20 protein-coding genes, 1 tRNA gene and 1 pseudogene are annotated in these 23,817 nt (G+C 42.3%); 11 read left to right on the forward strand and 11 right to left on the reverse strand.

Annotated elements, in window-relative coordinates; genetic code table 11:
- Window positions 1–280: 280 nt before the first annotated feature.
- The 3 genes from D1367_RS22880 to D1367_RS22890 all read left to right on the forward strand — a co-directional run bounded on the left by D1367_RS22880 (window position 281) and on the right by D1367_RS22890 (window position 5,558).
- Window positions 281–3,826, forward strand: a complete 3,546-nt coding sequence (locus tag D1367_RS22880) for a response regulator (protein WP_118168438.1) — start codon at window positions 281–283, stop codon at window positions 3,824–3,826.
- 462 nt (window positions 3,827–4,288) lie between these two features.
- Window positions 4,289–5,437: a superantigen-like protein SSL4 gene (locus tag D1367_RS22885; protein WP_118168440.1), complete on the forward strand. Its 1,149-nt coding sequence runs from the start codon at window positions 4,289–4,291 to the stop codon at window positions 5,435–5,437.
- A 50-nt stretch (window positions 5,438–5,487) separates the two neighbouring features.
- Window positions 5,488–5,558, forward strand: a tRNA-Gly gene (locus D1367_RS22890).
- 373 nt (window positions 5,559–5,931) lie between these two features.
- Here D1367_RS22890 and pstB read toward each other — a convergent pair.
- The 4 genes from pstB to D1367_RS22910 all read right to left on the reverse strand — a co-directional run bounded on the left by pstB (window position 5,932) and on the right by D1367_RS22910 (window position 9,962).
- Window positions 5,932–6,735 carry a phosphate ABC transporter ATP-binding protein PstB gene (gene pstB, locus D1367_RS22895; protein WP_118168442.1) on the reverse strand — a complete coding sequence of 268 codons (804 nt, stop codon included), beginning with the start codon at window positions 6,733–6,735 and terminating at the stop codon, window positions 5,932–5,934.
- 54 nt (window positions 6,736–6,789) lie between these two features.
- Complete coding sequence (gene pstA, locus D1367_RS22900) at window positions 6,790–7,722, reverse strand: phosphate ABC transporter permease PstA (protein ID WP_118168444.1); 933 nt, start codon at window positions 7,720–7,722, stop codon at window positions 6,790–6,792.
- A complete protein-coding gene (pstC, locus tag D1367_RS22905) occupies window positions 7,719–8,660 on the reverse strand; it encodes a phosphate ABC transporter permease subunit PstC (protein WP_118168446.1) in 942 nt (313 codons plus the stop codon). The genes pstA and pstC overlap by 4 nt, the downstream gene beginning before the upstream one ends.
- A gap of 228 nt (window positions 8,661–8,888) precedes the next feature.
- A complete protein-coding gene (locus tag D1367_RS22910; RefSeq protein ID WP_118168448.1) occupies window positions 8,889–9,962 on the reverse strand; it encodes a PstS family phosphate ABC transporter substrate-binding protein in 1,074 nt (357 codons plus the stop codon).
- Between the two features lie 608 nt (window positions 9,963–10,570).
- Here D1367_RS22910 and D1367_RS22915 point away from each other — a divergent pair.
- From D1367_RS22915 to D1367_RS22925, 3 genes and pseudogenes are all read left to right on the forward strand, one after another.
- Window positions 10,571–11,158 (forward strand): biotin transporter BioY, encoded by a 588-nt coding sequence (locus tag D1367_RS22915; protein ID WP_118168450.1) that lies wholly within the window; start codon window positions 10,571–10,573, stop codon window positions 11,156–11,158.
- A gap of 92 nt (window positions 11,159–11,250) precedes the next feature.
- The gene (gene lspA / locus D1367_RS22920; RefSeq protein ID WP_118168452.1) at window positions 11,251–11,727 is read left to right on the forward strand and encodes a signal peptidase II; all 477 of its coding nucleotides are present in this window, start codon (window positions 11,251–11,253) and stop codon (window positions 11,725–11,727) included.
- 185 nt (window positions 11,728–11,912) lie between these two features.
- A pseudogene (locus D1367_RS22925) lies at window positions 11,913–13,157 on the forward strand (ISL3 family transposase).
- Window positions 13,158–13,510: 353 nt separating this feature from the next.
- Here D1367_RS22925 and D1367_RS22930 read toward each other — a convergent pair.
- The gene (locus D1367_RS22930; protein WP_118168454.1) at window positions 13,511–14,113 is read right to left on the reverse strand and encodes a hypothetical protein; all 603 of its coding nucleotides are present in this window, start codon (window positions 14,111–14,113) and stop codon (window positions 13,511–13,513) included.
- Window positions 14,114–14,542: 429 nt separating this feature from the next.
- Here D1367_RS22930 and D1367_RS22935 point away from each other — a divergent pair, with 429 nt between their 5' ends.
- On the forward strand, window positions 14,543–16,813 hold the full coding sequence (locus D1367_RS22935) for a transglycosylase domain-containing protein (protein ID WP_118168456.1): 2,271 nt from the start codon (window positions 14,543–14,545) through the stop codon (window positions 16,811–16,813).
- Between the two features lie 44 nt (window positions 16,814–16,857).
- Window positions 16,858–16,953 (forward strand): toxin-antitoxin system HicB family antitoxin, encoded by a 96-nt coding sequence (locus D1367_RS22940; protein ID WP_225892439.1) that lies wholly within the window; start codon window positions 16,858–16,860, stop codon window positions 16,951–16,953.
- Between the two features lie 611 nt (window positions 16,954–17,564).
- Here the strand turns inward: D1367_RS22940 and D1367_RS22945 are convergent.
- Window positions 17,565–18,989, reverse strand: coding sequence for a DUF4335 domain-containing protein (locus tag D1367_RS22945; RefSeq protein WP_118168458.1), 1,425 nt, complete (start codon window positions 18,987–18,989; stop codon window positions 17,565–17,567).
- Window positions 18,986–19,612 (reverse strand): DUF3038 domain-containing protein, encoded by a 627-nt coding sequence (locus tag D1367_RS22950; protein ID WP_118168460.1) that lies wholly within the window; start codon window positions 19,610–19,612, stop codon window positions 18,986–18,988. The genes D1367_RS22945 and D1367_RS22950 overlap by 4 nt, the downstream gene beginning before the upstream one ends.
- A gap of 427 nt (window positions 19,613–20,039) precedes the next feature.
- Between D1367_RS22950 and D1367_RS22955 the strand changes: the two genes are divergently transcribed.
- The 3 genes from D1367_RS22955 to D1367_RS22965 all read left to right on the forward strand — a co-directional run bounded on the left by D1367_RS22955 (window position 20,040) and on the right by D1367_RS22965 (window position 22,149).
- A complete protein-coding gene (locus tag D1367_RS22955; protein ID WP_118168462.1) occupies window positions 20,040–20,558 on the forward strand; it encodes an adenine phosphoribosyltransferase in 519 nt (172 codons plus the stop codon).
- 73 nt (window positions 20,559–20,631) lie between these two features.
- Entirely contained in the window at window positions 20,632–21,678 is a 1,047-nt protein-coding gene (locus D1367_RS22960; protein WP_118168464.1) for an ABC transporter permease, read from the forward strand.
- 189 nt (window positions 21,679–21,867) lie between these two features.
- Window positions 21,868–22,149, forward strand: a complete 282-nt coding sequence (locus tag D1367_RS22965) for a hypothetical protein (RefSeq protein ID WP_012407641.1) — start codon at window positions 21,868–21,870, stop codon at window positions 22,147–22,149.
- Between the two features lie 81 nt (window positions 22,150–22,230).
- Here the strand turns inward: D1367_RS22965 and D1367_RS22970 are convergent, their stop codons facing one another.
- From D1367_RS22970 to D1367_RS22985, 4 genes are all read right to left on the reverse strand, one after another.
- Window positions 22,231–22,410 (reverse strand): PIN domain-containing protein, encoded by a 180-nt coding sequence (locus D1367_RS22970; protein ID WP_410477563.1) that lies wholly within the window; start codon window positions 22,408–22,410, stop codon window positions 22,231–22,233.
- Complete coding sequence (locus tag D1367_RS22975; RefSeq protein ID WP_118168466.1) at window positions 22,386–22,796, reverse strand: PIN domain-containing protein; 411 nt, start codon at window positions 22,794–22,796, stop codon at window positions 22,386–22,388. Before D1367_RS22975 ends, D1367_RS22970 begins: the two co-directional genes overlap by 25 nt.
- Window positions 22,793–23,074, reverse strand: coding sequence for a type II toxin-antitoxin system Phd/YefM family antitoxin (locus tag D1367_RS22980; protein WP_118168468.1), 282 nt, complete (start codon window positions 23,072–23,074; stop codon window positions 22,793–22,795). The genes D1367_RS22975 and D1367_RS22980 overlap by 4 nt, the downstream gene beginning before the upstream one ends.
- A gap of 78 nt (window positions 23,075–23,152) precedes the next feature.
- Window positions 23,153–23,719, reverse strand: a complete 567-nt coding sequence (locus D1367_RS22985) for a Uma2 family endonuclease (protein WP_118168470.1) — start codon at window positions 23,717–23,719, stop codon at window positions 23,153–23,155.
- Window positions 23,720–23,817: the final 98 nt, after the last annotated feature.

The raw sequence follows: 23,817 nt of genomic DNA on the forward strand, positions 1-23,817 counted from the left end.
ATCAGACATTGCTCACAGGAGGTAAAGGAAAATTTGGCAAGCAAGCAGCGACTCTGTACCCCTAAAACTGATTATGAAAGCAATTACACTGCACCAACGCAAACAGTAATAGGTATAAGCCATTGAGACGAATTACTGTGCGTAAACGCTCCTACACTCAGCAGTCATGTAGCCAAACAGCCTTATTGGTCGAAATGCTCTGCTCTTACCTGACTCAGAAAAATTCTAACCTGATCAGATTATTCTTTATCCGACTGCCGTTGCAGCAGGAAAGCGGTGCATGAAATCCCAAGCAAACAGTAAGCCTAAAATTTTGGTTGTCGATGATGAACCAGACAACCTTGACTTGCTTTACCGCACTTTCTATCGCGACTATAAGGTGCTAAGGGCGAACTCTGGCCCTGCGGCACTCGATCTGCTGGCTCAAGAGGGGGAGGTTGCGGTGATCATCTCCGATCAGCGGATGCCGATGATGAGCGGTACAGAATTTTTGAGCCTGACAGCAACTCAATATCCAGATATTATCAGGATTATTTTAACTGGCTACACCGATGTCGAAGACTTGGTGGAAGCAATCAATGCTGGTAAAGTATTCAAATATGTAACCAAACCGTGGGAAGCTGAGGAACTCAAAGCATTGGTACGCCAAGCTTTGGATACTCACAATGTCCTCAAAGCCCGCACCCGTGAGCTTACCCGCACACTCCGACAAGAATCGCTGCTCAATACTGTCACAAATACGATTCGCAGTGCTTTAGACTATCGCCAAATTTTACAGGCAATTGTAGATACAGTGGGTCAGATGTTGGAGGTGGATGTTTGCCTGTTGCGTCCCTTCCAAGATGAGCAGTTAGCGGATAAAGGATTTATTTATCAGAAGACTCTTTCTGAAGAAGCAGGGGAACAGACACCAGCAGAGGTGCAGGCAAATAATTCTTCTGCTGTGTCCCTCTCACCCTCTGTCCCTCTGCCTCTTTTGGCTCAAACGGTGTGGGAAACCCGTGAAGTCCAGGTGATTCACGATGTAACTGATGATGAGCGTATTCACGGTAATACTCCCGAACTACGCCAACGTGGGGAAGCTTTTGCTGCTGCTAACATTTGCTCTAGTTTAGTTGTGCCATTGATCTGCCAACAAGAACTGATGGCAGTGCTGGCACTGCATCAGTGTTCTCTGCCTCGCTTCTGGGAGGATGATGAGGTGCAGCTAGTGTTGATGGTGGCGGATCAGGCAGCTTTAGCTTTGTCTCAAGCTTATGCTTACGAACAAGTACGTGCCCTTGCCAAGCGAGAAGCCTTAATTAATACAATTACTAGTGCGATTCGCTCTAGCTTAGACCCCCAAGATATTTTTGCGGCGATCACCCAGCAATTGGGACAAGCTTTACAAGTCGATGGCTGTGTTCTGTCTTTGTGGACAGAGGAAGATGAGTTTGTCGAGTGTGTAGCCTTGTATGACAGTTTTCAACATTCGGAAAATTTGCATAGGCACAGCCCAACCCAGGCATTGCCAGCCCCAGACAATAATCCAGGTAGCAAAAATCATCTAGTCCCTCCGAGATTACCCTATTCTCAAGCATCTATACAAGAGAATCCAATCCTCCAACAAATGCTACAGACTCATGAACCTGTGGTAATTGGTAATGTGAGCCATTCTCCCTCAGATGTGCAGGGTTTTGATTTGCCGTTAAACATGCCAGCGCGATCGCTAATGTTTGTCCCATTATTGGCTGATGGTAAATGTATCGGTAGTATTACTTTGCATGAAGGTAAAAAAGTCCGCCGATGGCTGTCATCTGATATTGATTTGGCGAAAGCAGTAGCAGCCCAAGCAGCGATCGCTGTGCAGCAGTCATACTTGTATCAAAAAACTCGCCAACAAGCTGAACGCTTACTGGAATTAGATAAACAAAAAACCGAATTTTTCCAAAATATTTCCCATGAGTTTCGTACACCCATCACCCTGATTCAAGGGCCTTTAGAGTCGGCGGTGGCGGCTGGTGAAGGATTATCTTACTCTCAAAGTGCGATCGCCCTGCGTAACTCTCGCCGCCTACTGCGACTGGTAAATCAACTCCTAGATTTACAACGCCTGAATGCAGGGAGAATGCAGCCTAGTTTCCATCCCTGCGATTTAGCAGAATTTGTCACCCAAATTGTGGAATCTTTTCGTCCCTACTGCGAGAAAAAGAGATTGCATCTTGTCACCCAGTTAGATGAATGTTCTCCGGTGTACTTAGACATGGAAAAATTTGACAAGGTGGTTTATAACCTCCTGTCAAATGCCATGAAGTTTACTCCCGAAGGTGGGACAATTAGTGTCAGACTAAAATCTGAGCGCGATCGCTGCATATTGCAAGTACAAGATACTGGAATTGGTATTGTTAAAGATCAAATTCCCCACCTATTTGAGCGCTTCCGTCAAGCTGAAGGTTCAGCAAACCGCTCCTATGAAGGTAGTGGTTTGGGTTTAGCTTTAGTTAAAGAATTGGTGGAATTACATGGTGGCCAAGTCACTGTGGAATCAGTTTACGGCCAAGGCACTACCTTTAGTTTATGGCTTGTGGCTGGAAATGCTCATTTACCCACACAGCAAGTACTAGAAACGCCTACCGAACTGAATACAAGCCGCGCTAGCGTAGAATTGGCTGATTTAGAATTGGTATCAACAACAGACAATATTGAAGATATTACAATAAACCCCTCCCCCAGTATTAATACTCAAGACTCAGCACTTAAGACTCAGCACTCAATTTTAGTTGTAGATGACAACCCGGATTTACGAACCTATGTATCTGAGATTTTCCGCCGCAACGGCTATCATGTACGCACAGCTCGTAACGGTTCTGAAGGGCACCGTCTAGCTCAGGAAATTATACCCAGCTTGATTGTGACTGACTTAATGATGCCCTTAGTGAGCGGACTTGAGATGATTCAGATGATCCGCAAAGAAGAGAAGTTGAAAGGAATACCAATCATTCTGCTGACAGCAAAAGCTGATGAGGAAACCCGCATCGAAGGTACAGAACATGGCGCAGATGCTTATTTAGCAAAACCATTCAACGATCGGGAACTTTTGGCGGAAGTTCGGAATCTTTTGGCATTGAAGGAAAATGAACGGCGAATCGTGGAGTTAAATACTTATCTCACAGAATCGGTGCTAAAGCGCTTTTTACCGGCTGTGTTGGTGCAAAAAGCCGCAACCGGAGATTTAACCTTAGATTTGCGCCCAGAACCACGCTTAATTACAGTTTTGTTTAGTGATATCGTGGGTTTTACACAGCTATCAAATACTCTCAGATCCCGACGAGTCGCAGAGTTGCTAAATGAATATTTAGAAGCCATGACCAAGGTTGTATTTGGCAATGGCGGCACTGTAGATAAATTTATGGGAGATGCTATTTTAGCTTTATATGGAGCGCCGGAAGAGTTAACCCCCAATGAACAAGTGCGTCGTGCCATCAATACAGCAAGAGCAATGCACCGCTCACTAGCTGAGTTGAACCAGCGCTGGCAAAACCAAGGTGTATTCGATGGTGACAGACTTACTAGCGTCCAGTTTCGGTGCGGTATCCACCAAGGTACTGCTGTTGTGGGGATGTTTGGTAGTGCTGAACGGGCTGATTATACTGCTATTGGCCCAAGTGTGAATATTGCTGCAAGGTTGCAAGCTGCTGCTGTTCCCGGTACTATCTTGGTTTCTGCTGCTGTGGCAGATTATTTGCAGGAAGAAGAAATTACTAAAGGTAGTCCGCTAGAACTTAAAGGAGTAGATGAAACAGTTTTGACTTTCGCTGTTACATCAGAAGTAATGGTTAATCGCTAAAATTTAGACTGGTATTGTGAACAATCCCGCAGGAAGACGGACGTAGCTCTCCCAATTGATCGGGAATAGCCATCAACTACTTCGTAGTTTTTTTGGTCTTACATTCCCTCCTCTTGTCAGGAGTCCTGGTTCCCAAGACCCAAATTTTTTTCTTCTCCCAAGGGGAGACGCCAAGGGCGATGCAACATATACCTATTAGTTTGATTTTCGCTTATGGCATTGATGGTCAAGACAATTTTTAGTTTACCAGAAAATTTTGGGGATTCGTTATACATCCAGAATTTGTTTATTGCATAAGCAAAAAACAAATTCTGGATGCAATCCTCACCCCCCGTGGTCACTGAGCTTGTCGAAGTGCTCCCTATCCTCACAGAGATGAGTACATTGAAGGTGGGGACTTCCGCGACACGTTAAAGCATTAGCAATGAGTAAGAGTGCCTAATCATATCCAGTTTATATAATATGACACCATCAATTGCAGATAAAACTCCAATTCCAACCAAAGTCTGGAGGCGACACACCGATCCACCAGCTTTATGGATTTCTGTCATTATAGGTTCAGTCTCTCTGCACTTGCTGGCGTTCTGGCTGATGCGCTCATCCAATGCATTTAGTCTTTGGTTTCCCCAACAAAGTCAATCTGCTGTTCCCATTGAATTGATAGACATTGCTCCTGAAACAAAATCAACAGCAAAAACAGTTTCGCCAAAGCCAGCATCCGCAACTAAAAAGTCTGTACCAGCACGTTCACCACAAACAGCACGAAGTACGACTAGAAATCAAGATTTTGGCGCAATAAATTCTGCGGATAATCTCCAGCAGAAGAGGCAAACTTACGCCTCTGAACCTAATAGCCAACCTTTTAGACAACAAAGAGTTGCTAGGGGGACACCGACACCGACACCGACACCGACACCGACACCTACAGTTCCAGTCGGTAATCTACCTTGGAACCGCCGTCAAGAAATCAAACTGGGAAAGGGAACGCTACTACCAACAGGTGTTCCATCAAATTCACCAGGTTCGGAAGCTGAAAACAGAGAAACTCCACGCACCTCTACTCAGGAAACTCCAGCAACTCCGGCTAAAGAAACTCTACGCACTCCTACTCAGGAAACTCCAGCAACTCCGGCTAAAGAAACTCCACGCACCCCCACTCAGGAAACTCCAGCAACTCCGGCTAAGGAAACTCCACGCACCCCCACTCAGGGAGCATCGGTAGCAATAGTAGCTCCTTTGCTTAGAGATGAAGTCAGTAGCTTGATACAATCAGGAAGATTACGACAAGATGCTTTACCCGACGTTATCGCTTTATATAGGGGAAGCAGCACAAAAGAATTAGACTCAAGTTTTCTTGTCCACAATTCTGGACTTGAACCAGCACAACTCTTGGCTAGCTTAATAATTGATAACAATGGCAACTTTCAACAGGCTGTAGTTATAGAAATAGAACCAGCAACACTTCGAAGTGAAAAAAGCATATACCAGCAAGTCCTCAGCGAAGTTTTCAAAACAGAAAACTTTATTGCTGCTCACAATAACGATGGCACAAAACCAGAATTGAGCGATCTGTATGTCAGGATCAAAATCCAACCTGCTAATTCCAACTAAACTCTTGAATTTTTGCAAAAACCGTGTTAAATTTATATGGTTGGAAAGTTGCGGGCGTAGTTTAGTGGTAAAACTATAGCCTTCCAAGCTATTAATGCGGGTTCGATTCCCGCCGCCCGCTTAGAAAAAGCTCGGAAATGAGGTAGTACAGCAGGATTTAAAACCATGTACTATCTATCTCAATTAACCGGATAAGGTACTTGAGGAAATTACTAGAGGTAGGTAGACTTGCTCCACAATGTACTAGTGCAAGCAGTTAGTCTGGGTTTGATAGAATAAACAGTTGAAAATAACTGTTTATTTTATGGAATACCTATTCTATAGTTATCACAAAACTTACAGATAGATAACACATAGCAAGCCAATACTACTACTGATCTATGTGTAAGCGATCGCCAACTTTGACAAAAAAATAAAAAACTAGAGGAATATCGTACAGCTTTAATTTTCGAGTTTTCCTCATTGCTTTAACATCAACAACGTAAAATATTTCTTTATCCAAATTTGCCGCTGACGTAATCTCGGGTATCTTCCTGTTGAGGATTATTGAAAATATTCTCTGTCAAGTTGTATTCAACCAGATATCCCATTTTGCTGCCCGTTTCTGTTGCCTGTGCATTAAAAAAAGCTGTCATATCTGATACCCGCGCTGCTTGTTGCATATTGTGGGTAACAATAATAATGGTATATTGCGACTTCAGTTCTTGAAGTAATTCTTCAACCCGCAAAGTTGAAATTGGATCAAGAGCGGAGCAGGGTTCATCCATTAACAAAACTTCTGGCTGAATTGCGAGAGCGCGAGCAATACATAAGCGCTGTTGTTGACCACCAGATATAGATAGACCACTCTGCTTTAGTTTATGCTTAACTTCATCCCATAAAGCAGCTTGCCGCAAACTCCGTTCTACCAATTCATCCATATCACCTTTATAACCATTAATCCTGGCTCCAAAGGCGATATTTTCATAGATTGACTTGGGAAAGGGGTTAGGTTTCTGAAAAACCATACCAACCCGACGGCGTAATTCTACTGTGTCAATTCTTTTGTCATAAATATCTGTTTCACCGAAGGTAATTCTTCCTTCAATATGTGCGCCAGGAATTAAGTCATTCAAACGGTTAAAACATCTTAGTACAGTACTTTTACCACATCCAGAAGGGCCAATAAAAGCTGTAATTTTGTTTTTGCCAATGTTTAGGTTAACATCACGGACTGCTTTGAAACTACCATAGAAAACAGATAATTGCTCGGCTTGTAAAATACTCTCGGAAGTAACGGTTTTTGAGCTTGATATCATACAAAAATTTCAGATAAGTACTGAAAATTTACAATTTAAATGAGGTTGATTTGTTTAGCGTGGCTGCTGGAACTTATTGCGTAAAAATATTGCTGTTGAATTCATTAGCATCAGCACTATCATCAAAACAACAATACCAGCAGCAGCATTCTGGTGAAACTCTACTTGAGGGCGAGAAACCCAATCAAAAATTTGAATTGGCAGTGCTGTAAAAGAACTTTGCAAACCTTGGAAAGAAAGCTGAGGTAAGAAAGTAATAAACCCAACAGCCCCAACTACAATCAACGGAGCCGTCTCACCAATCGCTCGTGAAAGTGACAGAATTGTACCGGTCAGGATACCTGGCAAAGCAATAGGAAAAATTTGTTCTCGAATGATTTGCCACCTATTAGCACCAAGGGCAAAACCTGCTTGTCGCAGACTATCAGGAACGGCACGCAGTGATTCACGAGTGGTAATGATGATAATTGGTAGAATCAACAAACTTAATGTTAAAGCACCAGCCAGCACACTGCGTCCCCTGGTGATTGGTTCCATCACCCGCACAAAAACTTGCAAGCCTAGCAAGCCATAAATAATCGATGGCACTGCGGCTAAATTTGCAATATTGATTTCAATTAACCGAGTAAACCAGTTGTCCTGAGCATACTCTTCCAAGAAAATCCCTGCGCCTACTCCTAAAGGAAAGGAAATTGAGGCAGTTATTACCAACAGCCAAATACTACCAACCAAAGGAGCCAATACCCCAGCAGAAGAGGCACGACGAGAGGAAAAACTGGTAAGAAAAGACCAATTCAAGCGGCCAAGACCATCAGTTAAGACATCTATGAGCAAAATAGCTAACACTAATAATGCAAAGGAAGTCGCAACCCAAGTTGCGATCGCAAAAACTTTGTCGAGGTTGTAGCGTTTATTGATCGATAGGTCAAAGTTCGGATTTGCCCCAGAGTCAGACAGATTTGTAGACTGAGTATTGCTCTTTGTCATTCGTATTTCTCCCGGAAGCGGCGAACAAACCAGTAACTAAAAACATTCAGGGTTAGGGTGATGAGAAATAAAGTCATACCCACCGCAAAAATAGTTTTATAGGCCAGTGAGCCTGCTGGTGTGTCTCCTTTACTTACTTGGACAATGTATGCTGTCATTGTCTGAATTGGCACTAGCGGATTGAAGCCCAACTGAGGATTTTGACCAGCCGCGATCGTGAGAATCATTGTTTCGCCAATGGCGCGAGAAATAGCCAAGATAAAAGAAGCTACTATCCCAGAAAGTGCCGCTGGCAATACCACTGAAATAATTGTTTCCCGCTTGGTTGATCCCAATGCATAAGCACCTTCCCGCAAACTACGCGGAACGGAATAGAGAGCATCTTCACTCAAAGAAGCTACCAAAGGAATAATCGAAACTCCCAGTACTAAACCCGCACTCAAAGCATTGAATCCCTGCATACCAGGGATGAATGATTGCAAGAATGGTGTAACTGTGAACAGTGCAAAGTAACCAAATACAACGGTAGGTACTCCTGCCAATACTTCCAGGGCTGGCTTTAACCATTTGCGAAGTTCAGCTGGAGCATATTCACTTAAGCAGATAGCAGCTAACAAACCTAGTGGCAATGCTACTGCGATCGCAATTACAGATGTGAGCAATGTGGCGCTAATTAGCACCATGATTCCGAACTGCTGATTAGTAAACAGTGGTGTCCATTGTGTGTCTGTTAAAAATCGCCAGAGCGGGACTTCTTGAAAAAATTCAACAGTCTCAAAAATCAGTGTTAAGACAATGCCAATCGTGGTTACAACCGAGACAAAGGCAAACAATGCGAATAAGGCTTTGACACCAGTTTCCACCGACTTACTCAAAGCCCGATTGGGCTGCCATAACTTGGAATTACTTGGTTTATTAGATAACGGGTTGGAAGTCATTTGCGGACAACCTCATAAATTAAAACTCCTTTGGTATTTATGGATACACTACCATTCTATGATAACTGCCCTAAAGCTGGAAATAAAGCTTACTCTCAAGACCGTAACCCTTAAATAAAGTCAGTATCAAGAGGCTTTTTTGACAAGCTACTACTTCCAGCTACTGGGCCTGAGTGCAAATTGTGCAGATAAACTTACATTCTCAAAAAAGTAATTAGTAGATAACTGTTACTTTTCTTGCTTAAGAAGGTCTTTCAGAGTAACGCCCACTTGAGAACCTTTACCCTCAAAAATTGAACCGACTTTACCACTACTAAAGCGTGCTTGAACTTCAGTCAGGATGTCGCTAGGTAAAGGCACATAACCTACTTCTGTAACTAGCTTTTGGTTGGCTGGAGCATAATTGAAATCAACAAAAGCCTTGACTTCAGGACGCGTTGCCGCAGTTTTCTTAACGTAGATAAACTCTGGACGAGCAAGCGGCTGGTAAGTACCATCGCTGATGGTTTGTGGACTCGGCTGAACACAGCCCTTACCATTGTCAATGCCAACCAGCTTTAACTTCTCTTTGTTGTTCTCATAATAGGCATAACCAAAGAAGGCTATACCACCTGGGTCAGCGGTTACACCTTGCACCAAGGTATTATCATCTTCACTAGCTGTGAAATCTCCTCGGCTTTCCCCTTCCTTACCCACAACTGCTTGAGTGAAATAATCGTAAGTACCAGAGTCAGTACCAGGGCCGTACAAACCTATTTTCTGAGCAGGAAATTGAGGGTTGATTTGGTTCCATTGGGTAATTTTGCCTTGTGCCCCAGGTTCCCACATTCTCTTTAGTTCATCAACTTTGAGGCAACTTGCAAAGTTGTTTTGGGGGTTAACCACTACAGATAGACCATCATAAGCGATCGGCAATTCAATGTACTCGATGTTACCTTTTTTACAGAGTTCCACTTCTTCCGGCTTAATGGGGCGGGAAGCATTAGAAATATCAGTTTCACCCGCACAGAATTTCTTGAAGCCGCCACCCGTACCAGAGGAAGCCACAGTAACTCGCACTCCAGGATTAGCCTTTTGAAACTCTTCTGCCATCGCCTCAGAAATAGGATAGACGGTACTAGAACCATCTACCTGGACTTTTCCAGATAAATTTGATCCGGCTGCTGTATTGGTGGCTGGGGTAGCGCCGCCATCAGATGCTGGGCTAGAGTTGTTAGAAGCTTGATTGTTATCGCCGCAAGAGCTAATACCAATTGCTAGAGCAACTAGGGGAGCAACCAACTGCACCTTTGAAGAGAACATAAGGATCTTTATAAATTGATGCTATGGATTAACAGTATGAACCTTAGCACTCTAGAGTAAGAGGAAGGTTAAGAAAAGGTTAAATAAATACTAATACATACTTATAGTTTATAAAATTTAAAGTTAATAAAGGCACACATCAAAAAGCATAATACTTTAATCCTTAATATAAATATTACCACTGATTAGTAATAAATAAAGTAAAATGCAAATAATTTGGGTACGGTTAAAATGATTTTTTGAACCTGCATATTTTAAATGAATTTACTGGTACGAATTAGCAATTAAGAAGCAGGTTTAAGAAGATGTTTAAAAAGTCATGATTGATGTATAAAATATTTTTTACCCCACCCTAACCCTCCCCGATATATTGGGGAGGGAACCGGATTTTCTTATTTCCCCCCAAAACATCGAAGGGATTAAACAACCTCTAAGGTAGGGTATTCCACAGTGAGATTGCAACCCCTCCCTGCTATTTGGGTTCTGCGTACCCTTACTTTTAAGAGAACTAGCAGTGTAGGCAAAGCTAACGTGGGAGAGTTCATATATTAATGTTTATACTGGTTGCTGTTGGTTTTCCCTTTTGCCTTTCCCTGGTTGACTGATAAATGTTTGCTGCTTCCAATCAATTACTATGGTCAATGATTGGCTTACTCCTGACAATGGGTGGCACTTTCCTAGAAGCTTATGGCATCACCTTACCTTGGAATTGGAGTAAGCACGGAATTCAGACAATTTCATTAGGTGTCACTTTTCAAGTTGGCGCAGTATTGTTGGTGGGTTGTTTAGGGGGCAAAAATGCTGGGGCGCTCTCACAAATTGCCTATTTAGTCATGGGGTTGACCTTATTACCTGTATTTGCCGATGGGGGCGGTATTGGTTATGTTAAATTATCTCAATTTGGCTATTTATTAGGCTTTATTCCTGGAGCTTGGATTTGTGGCTTGTTCGCTTTTAAAGCTAGACCTCGACTAGAAACTCTGGCCTTTAGTTGCATCTGTGGCTTGTTAACTCTCCACATCTGCGGTATTACTTATTTGATTATTAGCTATATTTTTCATTGGAAAGGCACAGAAAACCTACCCTTGATGCAAGCAATCCTCAGATACTCCTGGTTTGCACTACCAGGGCAACTAAGTGTGGTCTGTGCCGTTACTGTAATAGCATATATATTGCGTCACTTAATGTTTTATTAGTCATGAAGGGGCTAGAGGCTAGGGGCAGAAATTTAAAATTTTTCTAATCCTTAGTCCTTAGTCCCTAGTCCCTAATCCTAGCCCCTAGTTTCATGCTTTTAAAAAATCGCCTTTTCTGGATTGCTGCCTTCATAGCTTTTTTCTTAGATCAAATAACAAAATACTGGGTGGTACAAACCTTTAGCTTGGGGCAAACACTACCACTTTTACCTGGGATATTTCACTTCACCTATGTCACTAACACTGGTGCTGCTTTTAGTCTGTTAAGTGGGAAAGTAGAGTGGTTGCGCTGGTTATCTTTAGGAGTGAGTTTAGTATTGATAGCCTTGGCCTTGTTTGGCCCAACATTAAATTTGTGGGATCAGTTGGGCTATGGCTTGATTTTAGGTGGAGCTATGGGCAACGGTATTGATCGCTTTGTTTTAGGCTACGTCGTTGATTTTCTGGATTTTCGCCTGATTAACTTTGCTGTATTTAATGTGGCAGATTCATTTATTAGTATCGGTATTGTTTGCCTGTTAATTGCTTCCTTCCAAAAAACACCGACTTCAACTGACAGGTTGCATTAGGGAATTCCAACAAATAAATTATGGTTCTTCAGTACTTGTTATGCCAAATTATTAGTAACAACTATCAAAAAATGTAAAAAAATGTATCAAATTTTTGATACAACTCTTGTGGTAATTGACACGTAAGGAATATTTATTGTTAACTGTAAATATGACTCAGAACATTTTTATGTAAATTTACAGTTATGGCTAGCAAAAAAGATATTAAAATTTTAACAGAACTTCTTAATTTAGACGATATAAAAGTTATATCACATCGTCTTCATGATGGGATTGGAATAATTTTACAAACCGAATCAAACAAATTATATAGTACTTGCCCCAGGTGTGATACCAAAAGCCATAAATTACATCAAAATCATCGACATATTGTTAAGGACTTACCCTTTGGAGATCAACCAGTATTTTTAGAAATTAATAGACGACAATTCAAATGTGAAATATGTAAAAAACCGTTTAGTGAAGACCTGGATTTTGTTAGCAAAAAAAGAACTTACACAAAACGACTTGCACAGCAGATAATACAAGGGGTTTTAGACTCGGATATTCATAGTGTAGCATCAAAAAGTATAGTGACGACAGAAGAAATAGAAAGGATGTTAAAAGATGCATCCGAATCATTACCTAACTTAAAACCTTTGAATCTAAAAAGACTTGGACTCGATGAAATAGCTCTTATTAAAGGGAAAGGTAATTACTGTGCAGTACTAGTAGATTTAGATACATCTAAGCTCATTGCTGTTTTAAGCGATCGCACACAAGATGTAATCAAAAAAACTCTTATGGAATGGGGGATTGAGCTTTTAGGGCAAATAGAGGAAGTAAGTATAGATTTGTGGAAAGGGTATAAAACGTTAGTAACAGAATTAATGCCTAATGCCCAAGTCGTAGCAGATAGATTTCATGTAATGACACAGATAAATAAAGAACTAGATACACAAAGAAAAAAAGAAAAACGAAATGTAGAAGATTTAATTAAGAGAGCAAAATCAGCAGAGTAAAAAACTGATTATCAACAAATATTATTAGGATTGAAAAATAGTAAATACCCTCTGCTTAAAAATGAAGATAACTTAAACGAGGAGCAATTAAATAAACTTATACAAGTTCAGAATGTATCTCCTATCTTAAAAGTAATGCATGAACTAAAAGAAAAGATTAGAAAAATTTTTAATAAAACGAATGATTGGTATACGGGAGTATTTAAACTAGGTATGTGGTTATCAAGAGCTAAAAAATATTTTCCAAATAGTAACAATACTATTATTCGTTGGTTTGATGAAATCGTTGCTTACTTTGATAATGGTACAACTAGTGGTACGGTTGAAGGAATTAATAATAAGCTTAAACTGATTAAACGTTCTGGATATGGATTTAGAAACTTTGAAAATTTCAGAGTTAGATGCCTATTAAATTGGCATTTTAATTAACAGTTTGGCATAATAGGTACTGAAGAACCTAAATTATTCCACATAAAGTCGTTGACTGTTGACTGTTGACTGAAAACTCGTGAACCGTCAACGGTCAACAGTGAACAATAGCAATGGAATATTTTTTAGTTGCAAGTCCCTTAAACTATTAAGCCTGGGATGATTAATCCCAGGCTATTGATTACTAAAACCCTTGCTCAGTCCTATATGCAAAGACTTGATCTATTAGTTCCAGCAATTTTGAGTTTTGATATTACGCCAGTTTACATAACTGGTGTAAGAGGTTAAGATGCACTGGCGATCGCTAATGGCAAATTAGTATTCAGATTATTATGCCTCAGCTTTTAATTTAATTATCGGCTAGGAGTTGGCGAACTAGAGCCTGGAGTATTATTGGGAGAACCCATACTTGGTTCGGGATTGCTGTCAGTAGTACCAGACTCAGGTGTAGTTGGGTTTCCTGGTACGGTAATGCTGCCAGGAGCGCCAGACTCAGGTGTAGTTGAGCTTCCTGGTGCTGGAGTTAAGTTGCTAGGAGCGCCAGGATCAGATGGGGTAAGAGTTCCTGGTGCTGGAGTTAAGTTGCTAGGAGCGCCAGGATCAGATGGGGTAACGGTTCCTGGTGCTGGAATGGTTTCGGGAGTGGCAGATCCAGCTCCAGGTTCAGTTGTGCTACCTGGTGCAGTTATGCTATCTGGTGTGGTTTCTGCTGGTGCTGTAGTGCTACTAGGAACGCTAGGGGTGAGTGCTGTGCCGCCAGGACAACGGGAGTTGAGCGGAAAATTCTCGCATAGAATTTTCATCCCTTCTGGCGACATCTTGATTTCCGTTGGTGCACTAGTGGAGTCGCTACTAGATTGGGCTATGGGGGATTTACTGGATTCGGCTACAGCAATGTTAGCGGTGAATGCTAAAGATAAAGCTGCACCAATCAGAGTCAGAGATTTTCCCATCATTCTGTAATTAACCTCAACGGAACACTCGGCCCATTAAAACAGACAATAGGATTTAGAAAATCTTCCTAAATGAATATATTTAGGTTTGTTTCAGAATATGTGGATATGTAAAATTGGTAAAAATTAAATCTGTTACTTATCAACAACTAGTGTTTAAAAATACAGTTTTTCAATTATGGTTGTATTTATAAAACTAGTAACATTAGATTAAATAAGCCTTTGAGAATGGAGAGAAAATTTATGTTGATGTAGATAAGTGACAAAAATTACAAATAATTTTTGGTAATATGCTGAATACAAGTATAAATTAAATCAAATAATTACGTATAGATAATTTATGCTTTGGCTTATGAGTAAAATGATGAAAGACTAACATCTGAAATTGTAATTCGCCCGATTCTTCACTAAAAAGTGTGATGTGAATAGCCGATGAGTTCTCCCCAACCCCCTCACAAGCCACAAACGTTACTAGGTCAACTGACTCAAGCGGTACATACTATTCAAGCTAGAGTCGATTTTTCTAAATTGGCGCTCAAGCCTAATGCCAAAGTACCGGAACTCTGGGTGCAGGATGCGGGGGCGGATAAAGCAGAGGTATATCCACTGTTGGGCGATCGCTATATTCTAGGTCGTAGCTCCAAATCCAGCGATATCGTCATCCGTAACCCTGTTGTCAGCCAAATTCACCTGTCGCTATCGCGGAATTCTACTCAACGCACACCAGTTTTCGTTATCAAAGACGAAAATTCTACCAATGGCATTTATCGGGGCAAGCGTCGTGTCAATTCCCTAGAACTGCGTCACGGCGATATTCTGACTCTGGGCCCGCCAGAACTTGCCGCTTCTGTGCGGTTGCAATACGTCGATCCACCAGCCTGGTATGTGAAAGCTGCAAGTTGGACAGCTTATGGCGTTGGTGGTACTAGTGCCCTGTTAGCGTTAGTAATTGGCGTTGAATGGCTGAAATTTCAAGTTAAACCCCTACCTACAGCTACACGCGCCCCAGTAGTTGTTTACGCCCGTGATGGAGCCACTCCCCTGAGAGAGCCTCGGACTACCTCTCATGTAGACATGAAGCGATTAGAAGAATTTGGCCCTTATTTGCCTGCTGCGGTGGTGGCTTCAGAGGATAGCCGTTATTACTGGCACTTTGGGGTTGATCCTGTAGGAATTTTACGAGCCGTATTGATCAATAGCCGTAGTGGAGATGTGCAACAAGGAGCCAGCACTGTTACCCAGCAAGTTGCCCGCAGTTTGTTCCGTGAGTATGTAGGCAGACAAGATACCCTTGGACGTAAATTGCGGGAGGCAGTTGTCGCCCTGAAGCTCGAAACCTTTTACAGCAAAGATGAAATTTTGCTGATGTACTTAAATCGAGTTTTTTTAGGGGGAGATACCTCTGGCTTTGAGGATGCATCCCGGTATTATTTTGAGAAGCCTGCTAAAGAATTAACTTTGGCAGAAGCAGCAACCTTGGTAGGGATTTTACCTGCTCCCAACGCTTTCGATTTTTGTGGGGATGGGCCAAATAAGCTAGAAGCAGCCGAATACCGGAATCGGGTGATTAAGCGGTTGCTGGAGATGGGCAAAATTAAACCTGAGGATGCGAACCGAGCTAGACGCTCTACTGTCCAAATTAGTCCTAAAGTGTGTGAACAGCAAGCTAAGACCATCGCTCCTTATTTTTACAGTTATGTCTTCTCCGAACTTGAATCAATTTTGGGGGAGGGAGCCGCAAGAGAAGGAAATTATATCATTGAAACCAAGCTTGATCCAGCGATACAGAGCCAAGCAGAAGCAGCGTTAAATAATTCAGTGAACAACGCCGGTAGAAATTTTAATTTTTCTCAAGGGGCGGTAGTCACTCTTGACTCTAGTACAGGCAGTATCCTGGCAATGGTGGGCGGGACTGATTACAGAAAAAGTCAGTTCAATCGCGCTGTTCAAGCCAAAAGACAACCAGGTTCTACCTTCAAAATTTTTGCTTACACTGCTGCTATTCAACAGGGAATTCCAGAATCAAAAAGTTATTCTTGCGCCGCTTTACCTTGGCAAGGCTTTACCTATAAACCCTGTCGTGCTGGTGCTGGCGCTACTTTAGATATTGCCACGGGGCTTGCTCTTTCAGAAAATCCCATCGCCCTACGAGTTGCCAGAGAAATCGGGCTGAATAAAGTCGTGGCAATGGCCCAGAATTTGGGTATCAAGTCAACCCTTGATCCAGTTCCTGGCTTGGTATTAGGTCAAAGTGTAGTCAATGTTTTGGAAATGACTGGTGCTTTTGGCGCTATTAGTAATGGTGGTGTACGGAATCCTCCCCATGCAATTAACCGAATTTTAGACAGTGGTGATTGCGGCGATCGCAATGATATCAAAACCTGTCGTGTAATCTACTCCTTCGACCAAGATCCAGATGCTAACAGACGAGTTCTCTCAAATGGTGTAGCCGATGAGATGACTAGTTTGATGCGTGGTGTAGTTACCAGAGGTACTGGGCGTAGTGCTGCCATTGGGCTAGGAGAAGCTGGGAAAACAGGCACGACGGATAAAAACGTTGACTTATGGTTCATCGGCTTTATCCCCAGTCGGCGGCTTGTAACTGGTGTCTGGCTGGGAAACGACGATAATTCCCCGACATCTGGTAGCAGCGCTCAAGCCGCTCAGTTGTGGGGAAATTATATGCGGAGAATTACAAGGTAAAAAATGGGCATTGGGGATGGTAACTATTGATCAATAAATGATCAATGGACTTTTGTGAAAAGCTAGCTAGATTAGCTATAGAAGCAGCAGAGCAAAATGTTAGCTTAAATCGCTATGTAAGCCTTAAACTTGCGTGTTAAAGTTTTCTGCTATAGCCCACTTCCAAATCTGACCAACCGTTACACGCTCTAGAATCCCCTACAAAGCCTCTTAATCCCTTAGATGTAGCGACCTGCAATTATAAATCACCCAACCTGCAATCATCCTGGCTCAGTTGCAGTTAATCCTGGCTGAAGCACAATTATAGTTGCATTTAATCCTGGTTTGAAAATACCTTCATTGCAGGTTTGAGCAGATACTGAGAGCCGTTTCATAATTTGTCAGCGCTGATCTAGGGGTATGAGTAGCATTCACGCAGAAAACTGGGTTAAGAGATATTACATAAGCAATACAAGCATTTTTAGAAGCTGAAACCCTTATTTTATTGTTGAGCAGTGACTCGACGATCAGCAGAGCGTCAATGAACTTGGTTATCAGGAGAATCTTTATCTAATAAAGCTTTTAAGCTTAACTCGGTTTTCTGTTCCGATGATACTCATACCCCGGAATAGGGAATAGAGAATTGGGAATAGCAGCAACTTAATTCTCTTCCCCATTCCCCATGCCCTTCAGGAGTGCTGAGTTAGGAGTTATTTTTCTCCCTCATCCCCCTTATCTCCCCATTCCCCATTCCCCATTCCCCATTCCCCTATTATTGATATCCCTGCCAAGGCTTAACTTCCAGCGTGCCACTAGGCTTGAATATCACTTGGAAGTGGGCGAGAGGTTCTTTATTGTTGGGAGCAGCTACATTGGAACCGTAGACAGCGTTGAACATCTGGGGAAGAGGTGTTTCGCGGAAATAGTCAAAGGCAACTTGGTTTAGTGGTTCATAGTCAGCAATTACACCATCTTTGTTGACTGCTACCCGATATTTCAAATCTCGCGTAAAGGTGGGGGTACCACTCCAGGTTTGGCGAACTGTACTATAAAGCTTCTGGTTTAAACCTTTGACTATATTAGAGTCAGTAATTTTTGCACCTACTACCTCTGGTGTCCTAGCATACCCTCGCCAAGGGCTAACTTCTAGCACACCATTTGTATTAAATACTACTCTAAATTGGGCGATCGGTTCATTGGAAATAGAAGGGCGGCTAGCTGGATTGTAAAGTACCTTAGGTAAAGGAGTTTGCCCGACTCCTATATTTGCCTCTTTATTCACCGCTTTATAACCGACGATCGCTCCATCCGCAGCTACACCGAGACGATAGATCAAATCCTGTTGCAATCCTGAGCGATTAGTCCAAGCTGGATGAACTTGATTGTAAACTTGACGATTCAATGCACGCAACTGCGATGGATCAGTAATTTCTGGAACTGTATTTAAAAGTGCTTCTAAATCTTTAACAGCGGGCTTTGTATTAGCTGTGGATGTTGCTGTAGGTGTTGCTGTGGGTGTTGCAGCAGCTGTAGCTGGAGCAGTGATATTGTTTGTGGTAGAGCTAGTTTGCTGATCTGGTTTAGGCTGTGGTGGACGCATTTGGGGAGGTGGAATCAAGTTAAAAGCGATCGCAGCTACTGCTAAACTTGACACACCCACAGCAGCAGGTACAGCCTGCCTGATTACAGCCTGACTAGCACCGCCATAGCGTCTAGTAACAGGTTGTAGTTGTAAGGAAAGTTCCGGTAAAGTTTGGGTATCAGCAAAAAACTGATCCACAGCTTCGACTAAATCAAACAACTGCACCGTATTCAAATCTATTTCGATAGGCGGGCCTTTGGAATTGTTAGAGTTATCGAACCCCTCTGGAGCGCCTTCTGAATATATAATTAACCTATGTCGGTTGCTGTCAATTTTCCGAAACTCTACTAGCTCCGATTCCTGGTTGTGTGCCTGCGGATTGGGGACACTACTTAAAAATTCTTGGGCATAGCCACTAACAGCCCTCACCAAACTTTCAAAAAATTCCCGCCCTCCGGTTAGGGGTTGGTTGTAACCAGATAAATAACATTCTGCATTTACCAATATTGATAATTCCGGGCGCATTTCTTGGAAATGTGCAGCCCTACTGAGATCACTTAACCCTTCTAAAAGCAGTGTACAATTAGGCAAACTGTACTTACGTTGAATGTTCATTCCACTTCACCGTCAAAAAGACTAATCCAGAACCGTTGCATTCCAGCTGTACCAGTACAAAATAGTAATTGTCCTAACAAATTTATCGCTAGTTCATCTAATTTTGCATCAGAAGTTAATGCCAAGACGCCAGAACGTCGAGCATTCATCCGGCTCTTAAAATGCGCTCTAAACCGCTCTAGGTAATTAGATAGGCGCAAATTCTGTTCTAATGGAATCTGCTTTTCTTCCATTTGTTGACAGATCATTAATAACTGGCGAATCACTACAGTTAAACGCCGTGCTATGTAGCAAGCAATGACCACCAGAGCTTTTGCTTCCATGATACTTAAGGGACGGCGGATATGCGCTCTCCGTAGCGGATTAGAGCTACGCATCCGCCATAAATTCACCCTGTCTTTAACAATTCCTTTTAGATCCAACTCTTGAGCAAAAGTTAGGATTGCTTCCGAACCACCAAGCTCTAAAGCTTCAATTGCCAGTAAAATCAGGTCAATTTGCAACCTGGTTCTGCGAGGACACGTTTTAGAAGCGATCGCAGGATCTGGCAAAGTGTCCAGAACCATCGGCAGTGAATCTTGAGTTGGACTGTTGAACGGCGTTAAACTTGCTGAGACATTCATTCTATAAATACCTTGTGCGGTTCCAACAGACTAGATAAAACAAACAAATTTAAGATCGGTAGCCAAGACTTGAGCATTAAACTTGTAGCAGTAGCATGGCTACCTGATATATACATTACTTAACTCTTTCTACTCAAAGTTTTCCCTATATTGAAATCAAAATTTTAAAACATAACTTAATTCACCTCATTTATTTAGCGCAATACCTCTTCTAGCTTGATTTAAATCCTAATTATCGTCAATAAACGGCGAAGCTTCAGCCTCGACCCCCAGCGTATGACATTATAGTGTACGATTTTTCAGGTATCTGAAATTAGGCATTAGGCATTGGGCATCGGTTATTAATTGCTCTCCCTCATCTCCCTCATCTCCCCCTGCCTCCCCTGCTCCCCCATCTGCCCATTCCCCACTCCCCACTCCCCATTTTATGGATTTGAAGTCTCTCGTTCGTGACATCCCAGATTTCCCTAAACCCGGAATTTTATTTCGGGATATTACTACCCTGCTGCGTGATCCAGAAGGACTGCGCTACACTATTGACTTTCTAGCACAAAAATGCAATGAAGCTGGGATAACGGCGGATTATGTCATTGGTATAGAGTCGAGGGGATTTATTTTTGGTTCACCTCTGGCTTATAAATTAGGATCTGGTTTTATTCCCGTCCGCAAAAAAGGTAAGTTACCAGCAGCCGTTCATTCAATTGAATATGAACTAGAGTATGGTACAGACTGCCTAGAAGTGCATCAAGACGGTTTACACCAAGGTAGCCGAATTTTAATTGTGGACGATTTGATTGCCACAGGTGGAACTGCGAGTGCAACAGCAAAGTTAGTGCAGAAGATTGGCTGCGAACTAGTAGGATTTGGGTTTATTATCGAGCTACAGGATTTAGAAGGGCGTAAATATCTGCCAGACGTGCCGATTATCTCTCTAATAGAATATTAGTTATTTGTTATTGGTCATTAGCAAAGGACAAATGACCAATGACAGATGACAAAGGACAAAGGACAAAGGACAAATGACATCTACGAGAATTTCCTTGGAGACAGGTCGGGATTGGCTAATAACGCTAGTCACGAGTGAAACTTTTGTTTATGTAGGAAAGCGTGTATTGCAGGCATTACTGACTTTGTTGTTGGCGTCAGCGTTGTCGTTTTTCATTATTCAACTCGCTCCAGGAGATTATGTAGATACGCTGCGGCAAAATCCGAAGATATCACCAGAAAGAATTGAAGAAATCAAGCGACAATTTGGTTTGGATAAATCTTGGCCAGAACAATTTGGGCTATGGCTATGGCGAATCTTGACAAAAGGTGATTTTGGCACAAGTTTTATTTATCAACGTTCAGTAGCATCGCTGTTGTGGGAACGAGTACCAGCGACTTTGCTATTAGCGATCGCATCTTTAATTGTCACATGGGCGATCGCCATCCCTCTGGGAATCTTTGCTGCTGTTAACCAAAATAAGCTATCAGACCGGGTTTTACAGGTAATTAGCTATGCCGGACAAGGCTTTCCCAGTTTCATCACTGCCTTAGCGCTGCTGGTTTTTGCCCAAATCACCTCTCCTGTGTTCCCAGTGGGTAGCATGACTAGCATTAATCACTCAGAACTAACGTGGTTTGGCAAAATCTTAGATATCGGCTGGCACATGATTTTACCCACGATCGCTCTCTCAATTACTAGTTTTGCTGGTTTACAACGCATCACTCGCGGTGAATTATTGGATGTGCTGCGTCAAGATTACATCCAAACGGCTCGTGCTAAAGGATTGCCAGAAAACCGTGTAATCTACGTTCATGCACTCCGCAACGCCATAAATCCCTTGATTACCTTATTGGGTTTTGAATTAGCTGGTTTATTAAATGGTGCTTTCATTGCCGAATTTTTCTTCAACTGGCCCGGTTTAGGGAGGTTGACTCTACAAGCTTTACAAGCTCAAGATTTATATTTGTTAATGGCAAGCTTGGTAATGGGCGCAGTCTTGCTGATTGCTGGTAATTTAATCGCCGATTTAATGTTAAAAGCTGCCGATCCACGCATTCGCCTAGAAAATCTCAATTAGTCATTAGTCATTAGTCATTAGTCATTAGTCATTAGTCATTAGTCATTAGTCATTAGTCATTGGTTTAACGAACTTTGGGGGTTTAAGTCCCCAGCAAGACAGGCAGCGCGTTTTGTGTCGGGGTATAAATCCCCGTCACAAAACGTAATTGCGAATTGTTTTAACCCCACTCTCCCCATCCTCATCTCTATGCTGTCCGAAGTCTATTACTTGGTGCGCTCAAAAACTGACGGTAATTATCTCATAGCTCGTCCTGACACCGAAACATCAGGTTATTTATTGCTGTTTCAGGAAAACTTTGATGCCCTTAGCTATCTCAACACCCACGCAGCAGAAGTGGCAAATCGCTTTACTGTGGAATCTATTCCACGTACACAGTTAGGAAACTTGCTCAAACGCTGGGGTTTTAGCGGTGTGGGTATTGTGACTGACCCGTTATTGCCCAAGGTTGAGTTTTTACAGCACAGTTAAGCTGTACTTTCTATTTGTTAATTGCATATCGATCATAAATGTTGGGTTTCGTTCCTCAACTAGCAAGAGGAGCGATCGCACTTAATAAAACCAATTTTCTAATTGAAGTTCTTGAAAATCGGCATAGTCTGAAACATTATTTGTTACCAAAATCAGACCATTTACTTTTGCGATCGCTGCAATCTGTCCATCTGGATACGCGGGAGTTTTTCCTATAGTTACCAGTCGCGCTCTTTCTAAAGCAAACCATTCGGCTCCCACGTTATCATAGGGCAGGATAGCAATACTGCTCGGATAAGCAGGGGAGGCAGGGGAAGCAGGGGAGGCAGGGGAGGCAAAAACTCAACGCCAGCCTCCATTTCTCCCCCAGCTATTGAACAGCTTGCCTCAACCAAGAAATTCCTTAACCGAGCAGTATTGGGCAGGATAGGAATATTTGGCTGGACTATATGCAAGAGGTACTGCTCAATTCTCTCTCGCCTTTTAGAAGTGGGCAGACGATAGCAACCAAATAGCAATTCATGCCAAGTAACCGAAGCAATAGCAAATTCCCCTTGATACTGTTGCAACCTTTGGATAACTGCTGGATTTGGTTGTGGTCTTAATGACTCAGAGATGACGTTAGTATCCAGTAAAAAGCGGCTCACAAGATGATCTCTCGTCCAGGAGACTTGTCGCGTACATCTTTCCAAACCTCATCGGGATCAATCTCGGTTCCTTCTTCTATGAGTTCTTGACGAAATCGCTCCACAGATTCCCAAAAATCCGGCTTTCCATGCAACAAACGCTGATATTCAGCCGCAGGTAGAATCACAGCAACTTGCTGCCCCTGTTGCGTAATTTGTACCGATTCGCCTTGTTCAATTCCCTGAAAAATTTTATCTAGATTCTTAGGAACTTGCTCAATTGAATACTCCTGAGACATTGCGCTTTCACCTGTGTGCATCACTATTTATTGAAAATTACGAATAGTAAAAAATTACAGCAATTGTGCAAACTTGTATTAAGTAAATAAGGATGCGATCGCACAAGTAAAATCAGGCAATATGGGTGAATTCAACTCATCACCATTGAACAACGTAGCAACTAACTTTAAACTCGCTTGTTCACGTCGATAAACTTCCACCTGTTGGTTGCGCCAATCCACAATCCAATATTCCCTAACACCTCTTGCTGAGTAAAGCTTTAGTTTAAGTTCCCTGTCCCGCTTTTCATTTTCAATACCAGCAGATAGAACCTCTACTACAAGTTCTGGCGCACCAGTCAAATGTCCCGCCTCGTCTAAAAGTAGGGGCAATCTCTCATTGCCAGCCCAGACAACATCAGGAATCACATTATCATTATCGCCAAAAATTATGCCTGGAGCAGGTACGACCTGTCCCAAAGAAGTAGCTTGTGACCAGGTATCCAATGGAGCAATAATTCTGGCACAGACTTTTTGATGATTCCAGTGAGGCACTCTGGTCACAAACAATTCTCCGTCAATTATTTCATAGCGGTTCCCGTTATCTGGAAACAACTCTAAATCGGCGGTAGTCCAGCGCACTCTCTCAGATATTGGCTGGTTCATAAATCATTTTTGTTAGGGGATTTACCTATTTTAGACGGATTGGGCATGGGGCATTAGTTGGGAGTTAGGAGTTAGAAGTTAGGAGTTAAGAGTTATTA

The sequence above is a fragment of the Nostoc sphaeroides genome (genome assembly GCF_003443655.1).
Classification (GTDB): domain Bacteria; phylum Cyanobacteriota; class Cyanobacteriia; order Cyanobacteriales; family Nostocaceae; genus Nostoc; species Nostoc sphaeroides.

Coding starts and splice junctions, on each gene's coding strand:
- pstC (WP_118168446.1), bottom strand. CDS start 8,660: ATGACTTCCAACCCGTTATCTAATAAACCAAGTAATTCCAAGTTATGG.
- D1367_RS22915 (WP_118168450.1), top strand. CDS start 10,571: ATGTTTGCTGCTTCCAATCAATTACTATGGTCAATGATTGGCTTACTC.
- pstB (WP_118168442.1), bottom strand. CDS start 6,735: ATGATATCAAGCTCAAAAACCGTTACTTCCGAGAGTATTTTACAAGCC.
- D1367_RS22910 (WP_118168448.1), bottom strand. CDS start 9,962: ATGTTCTCTTCAAAGGTGCAGTTGGTTGCTCCCCTAGTTGCTCTAGCA.
- D1367_RS22945 (WP_118168458.1), bottom strand. CDS start 18,989: ATGAACATTCAACGTAAGTACAGTTTGCCTAATTGTACACTGCTTTTA.
- D1367_RS22980 (WP_118168468.1), bottom strand. CDS start 23,074: ATGTCTCAGGAGTATTCAATTGAGCAAGTTCCTAAGAATCTAGATAAA.
- D1367_RS22885 (WP_118168440.1), top strand. CDS start 4,289: ATGACACCATCAATTGCAGATAAAACTCCAATTCCAACCAAAGTCTGG.
- pstA (WP_118168444.1), bottom strand. CDS start 7,722: ATGACAAAGAGCAATACTCAGTCTACAAATCTGTCTGACTCTGGGGCA.
- D1367_RS22880 (WP_118168438.1), top strand. CDS start 281: ATGAAATCCCAAGCAAACAGTAAGCCTAAAATTTTGGTTGTCGATGAT.
- D1367_RS22935 (WP_118168456.1), top strand. CDS start 14,543: ATGAGTTCTCCCCAACCCCCTCACAAGCCACAAACGTTACTAGGTCAA.
- D1367_RS22960 (WP_118168464.1), top strand. CDS start 20,632: ATGACATCTACGAGAATTTCCTTGGAGACAGGTCGGGATTGGCTAATA.
- lspA (WP_118168452.1), top strand. CDS start 11,251: ATGCTTTTAAAAAATCGCCTTTTCTGGATTGCTGCCTTCATAGCTTTT.
- D1367_RS22955 (WP_118168462.1), top strand. CDS start 20,040: ATGGATTTGAAGTCTCTCGTTCGTGACATCCCAGATTTCCCTAAACCC.
- D1367_RS22965 (WP_012407641.1), top strand. CDS start 21,868: ATGCTGTCCGAAGTCTATTACTTGGTGCGCTCAAAAACTGACGGTAAT.
- D1367_RS22930 (WP_118168454.1), bottom strand. CDS start 14,113: ATGATGGGAAAATCTCTGACTCTGATTGGTGCAGCTTTATCTTTAGCA.
- D1367_RS22940 (WP_225892439.1), top strand. CDS start 16,858: ATGGACTTTTGTGAAAAGCTAGCTAGATTAGCTATAGAAGCAGCAGAG.
- D1367_RS22950 (WP_118168460.1), bottom strand. CDS start 19,612: ATGAATGTCTCAGCAAGTTTAACGCCGTTCAACAGTCCAACTCAAGAT.
- D1367_RS22985 (WP_118168470.1), bottom strand. CDS start 23,719: ATGAACCAGCCAATATCTGAGAGAGTGCGCTGGACTACCGCCGATTTA.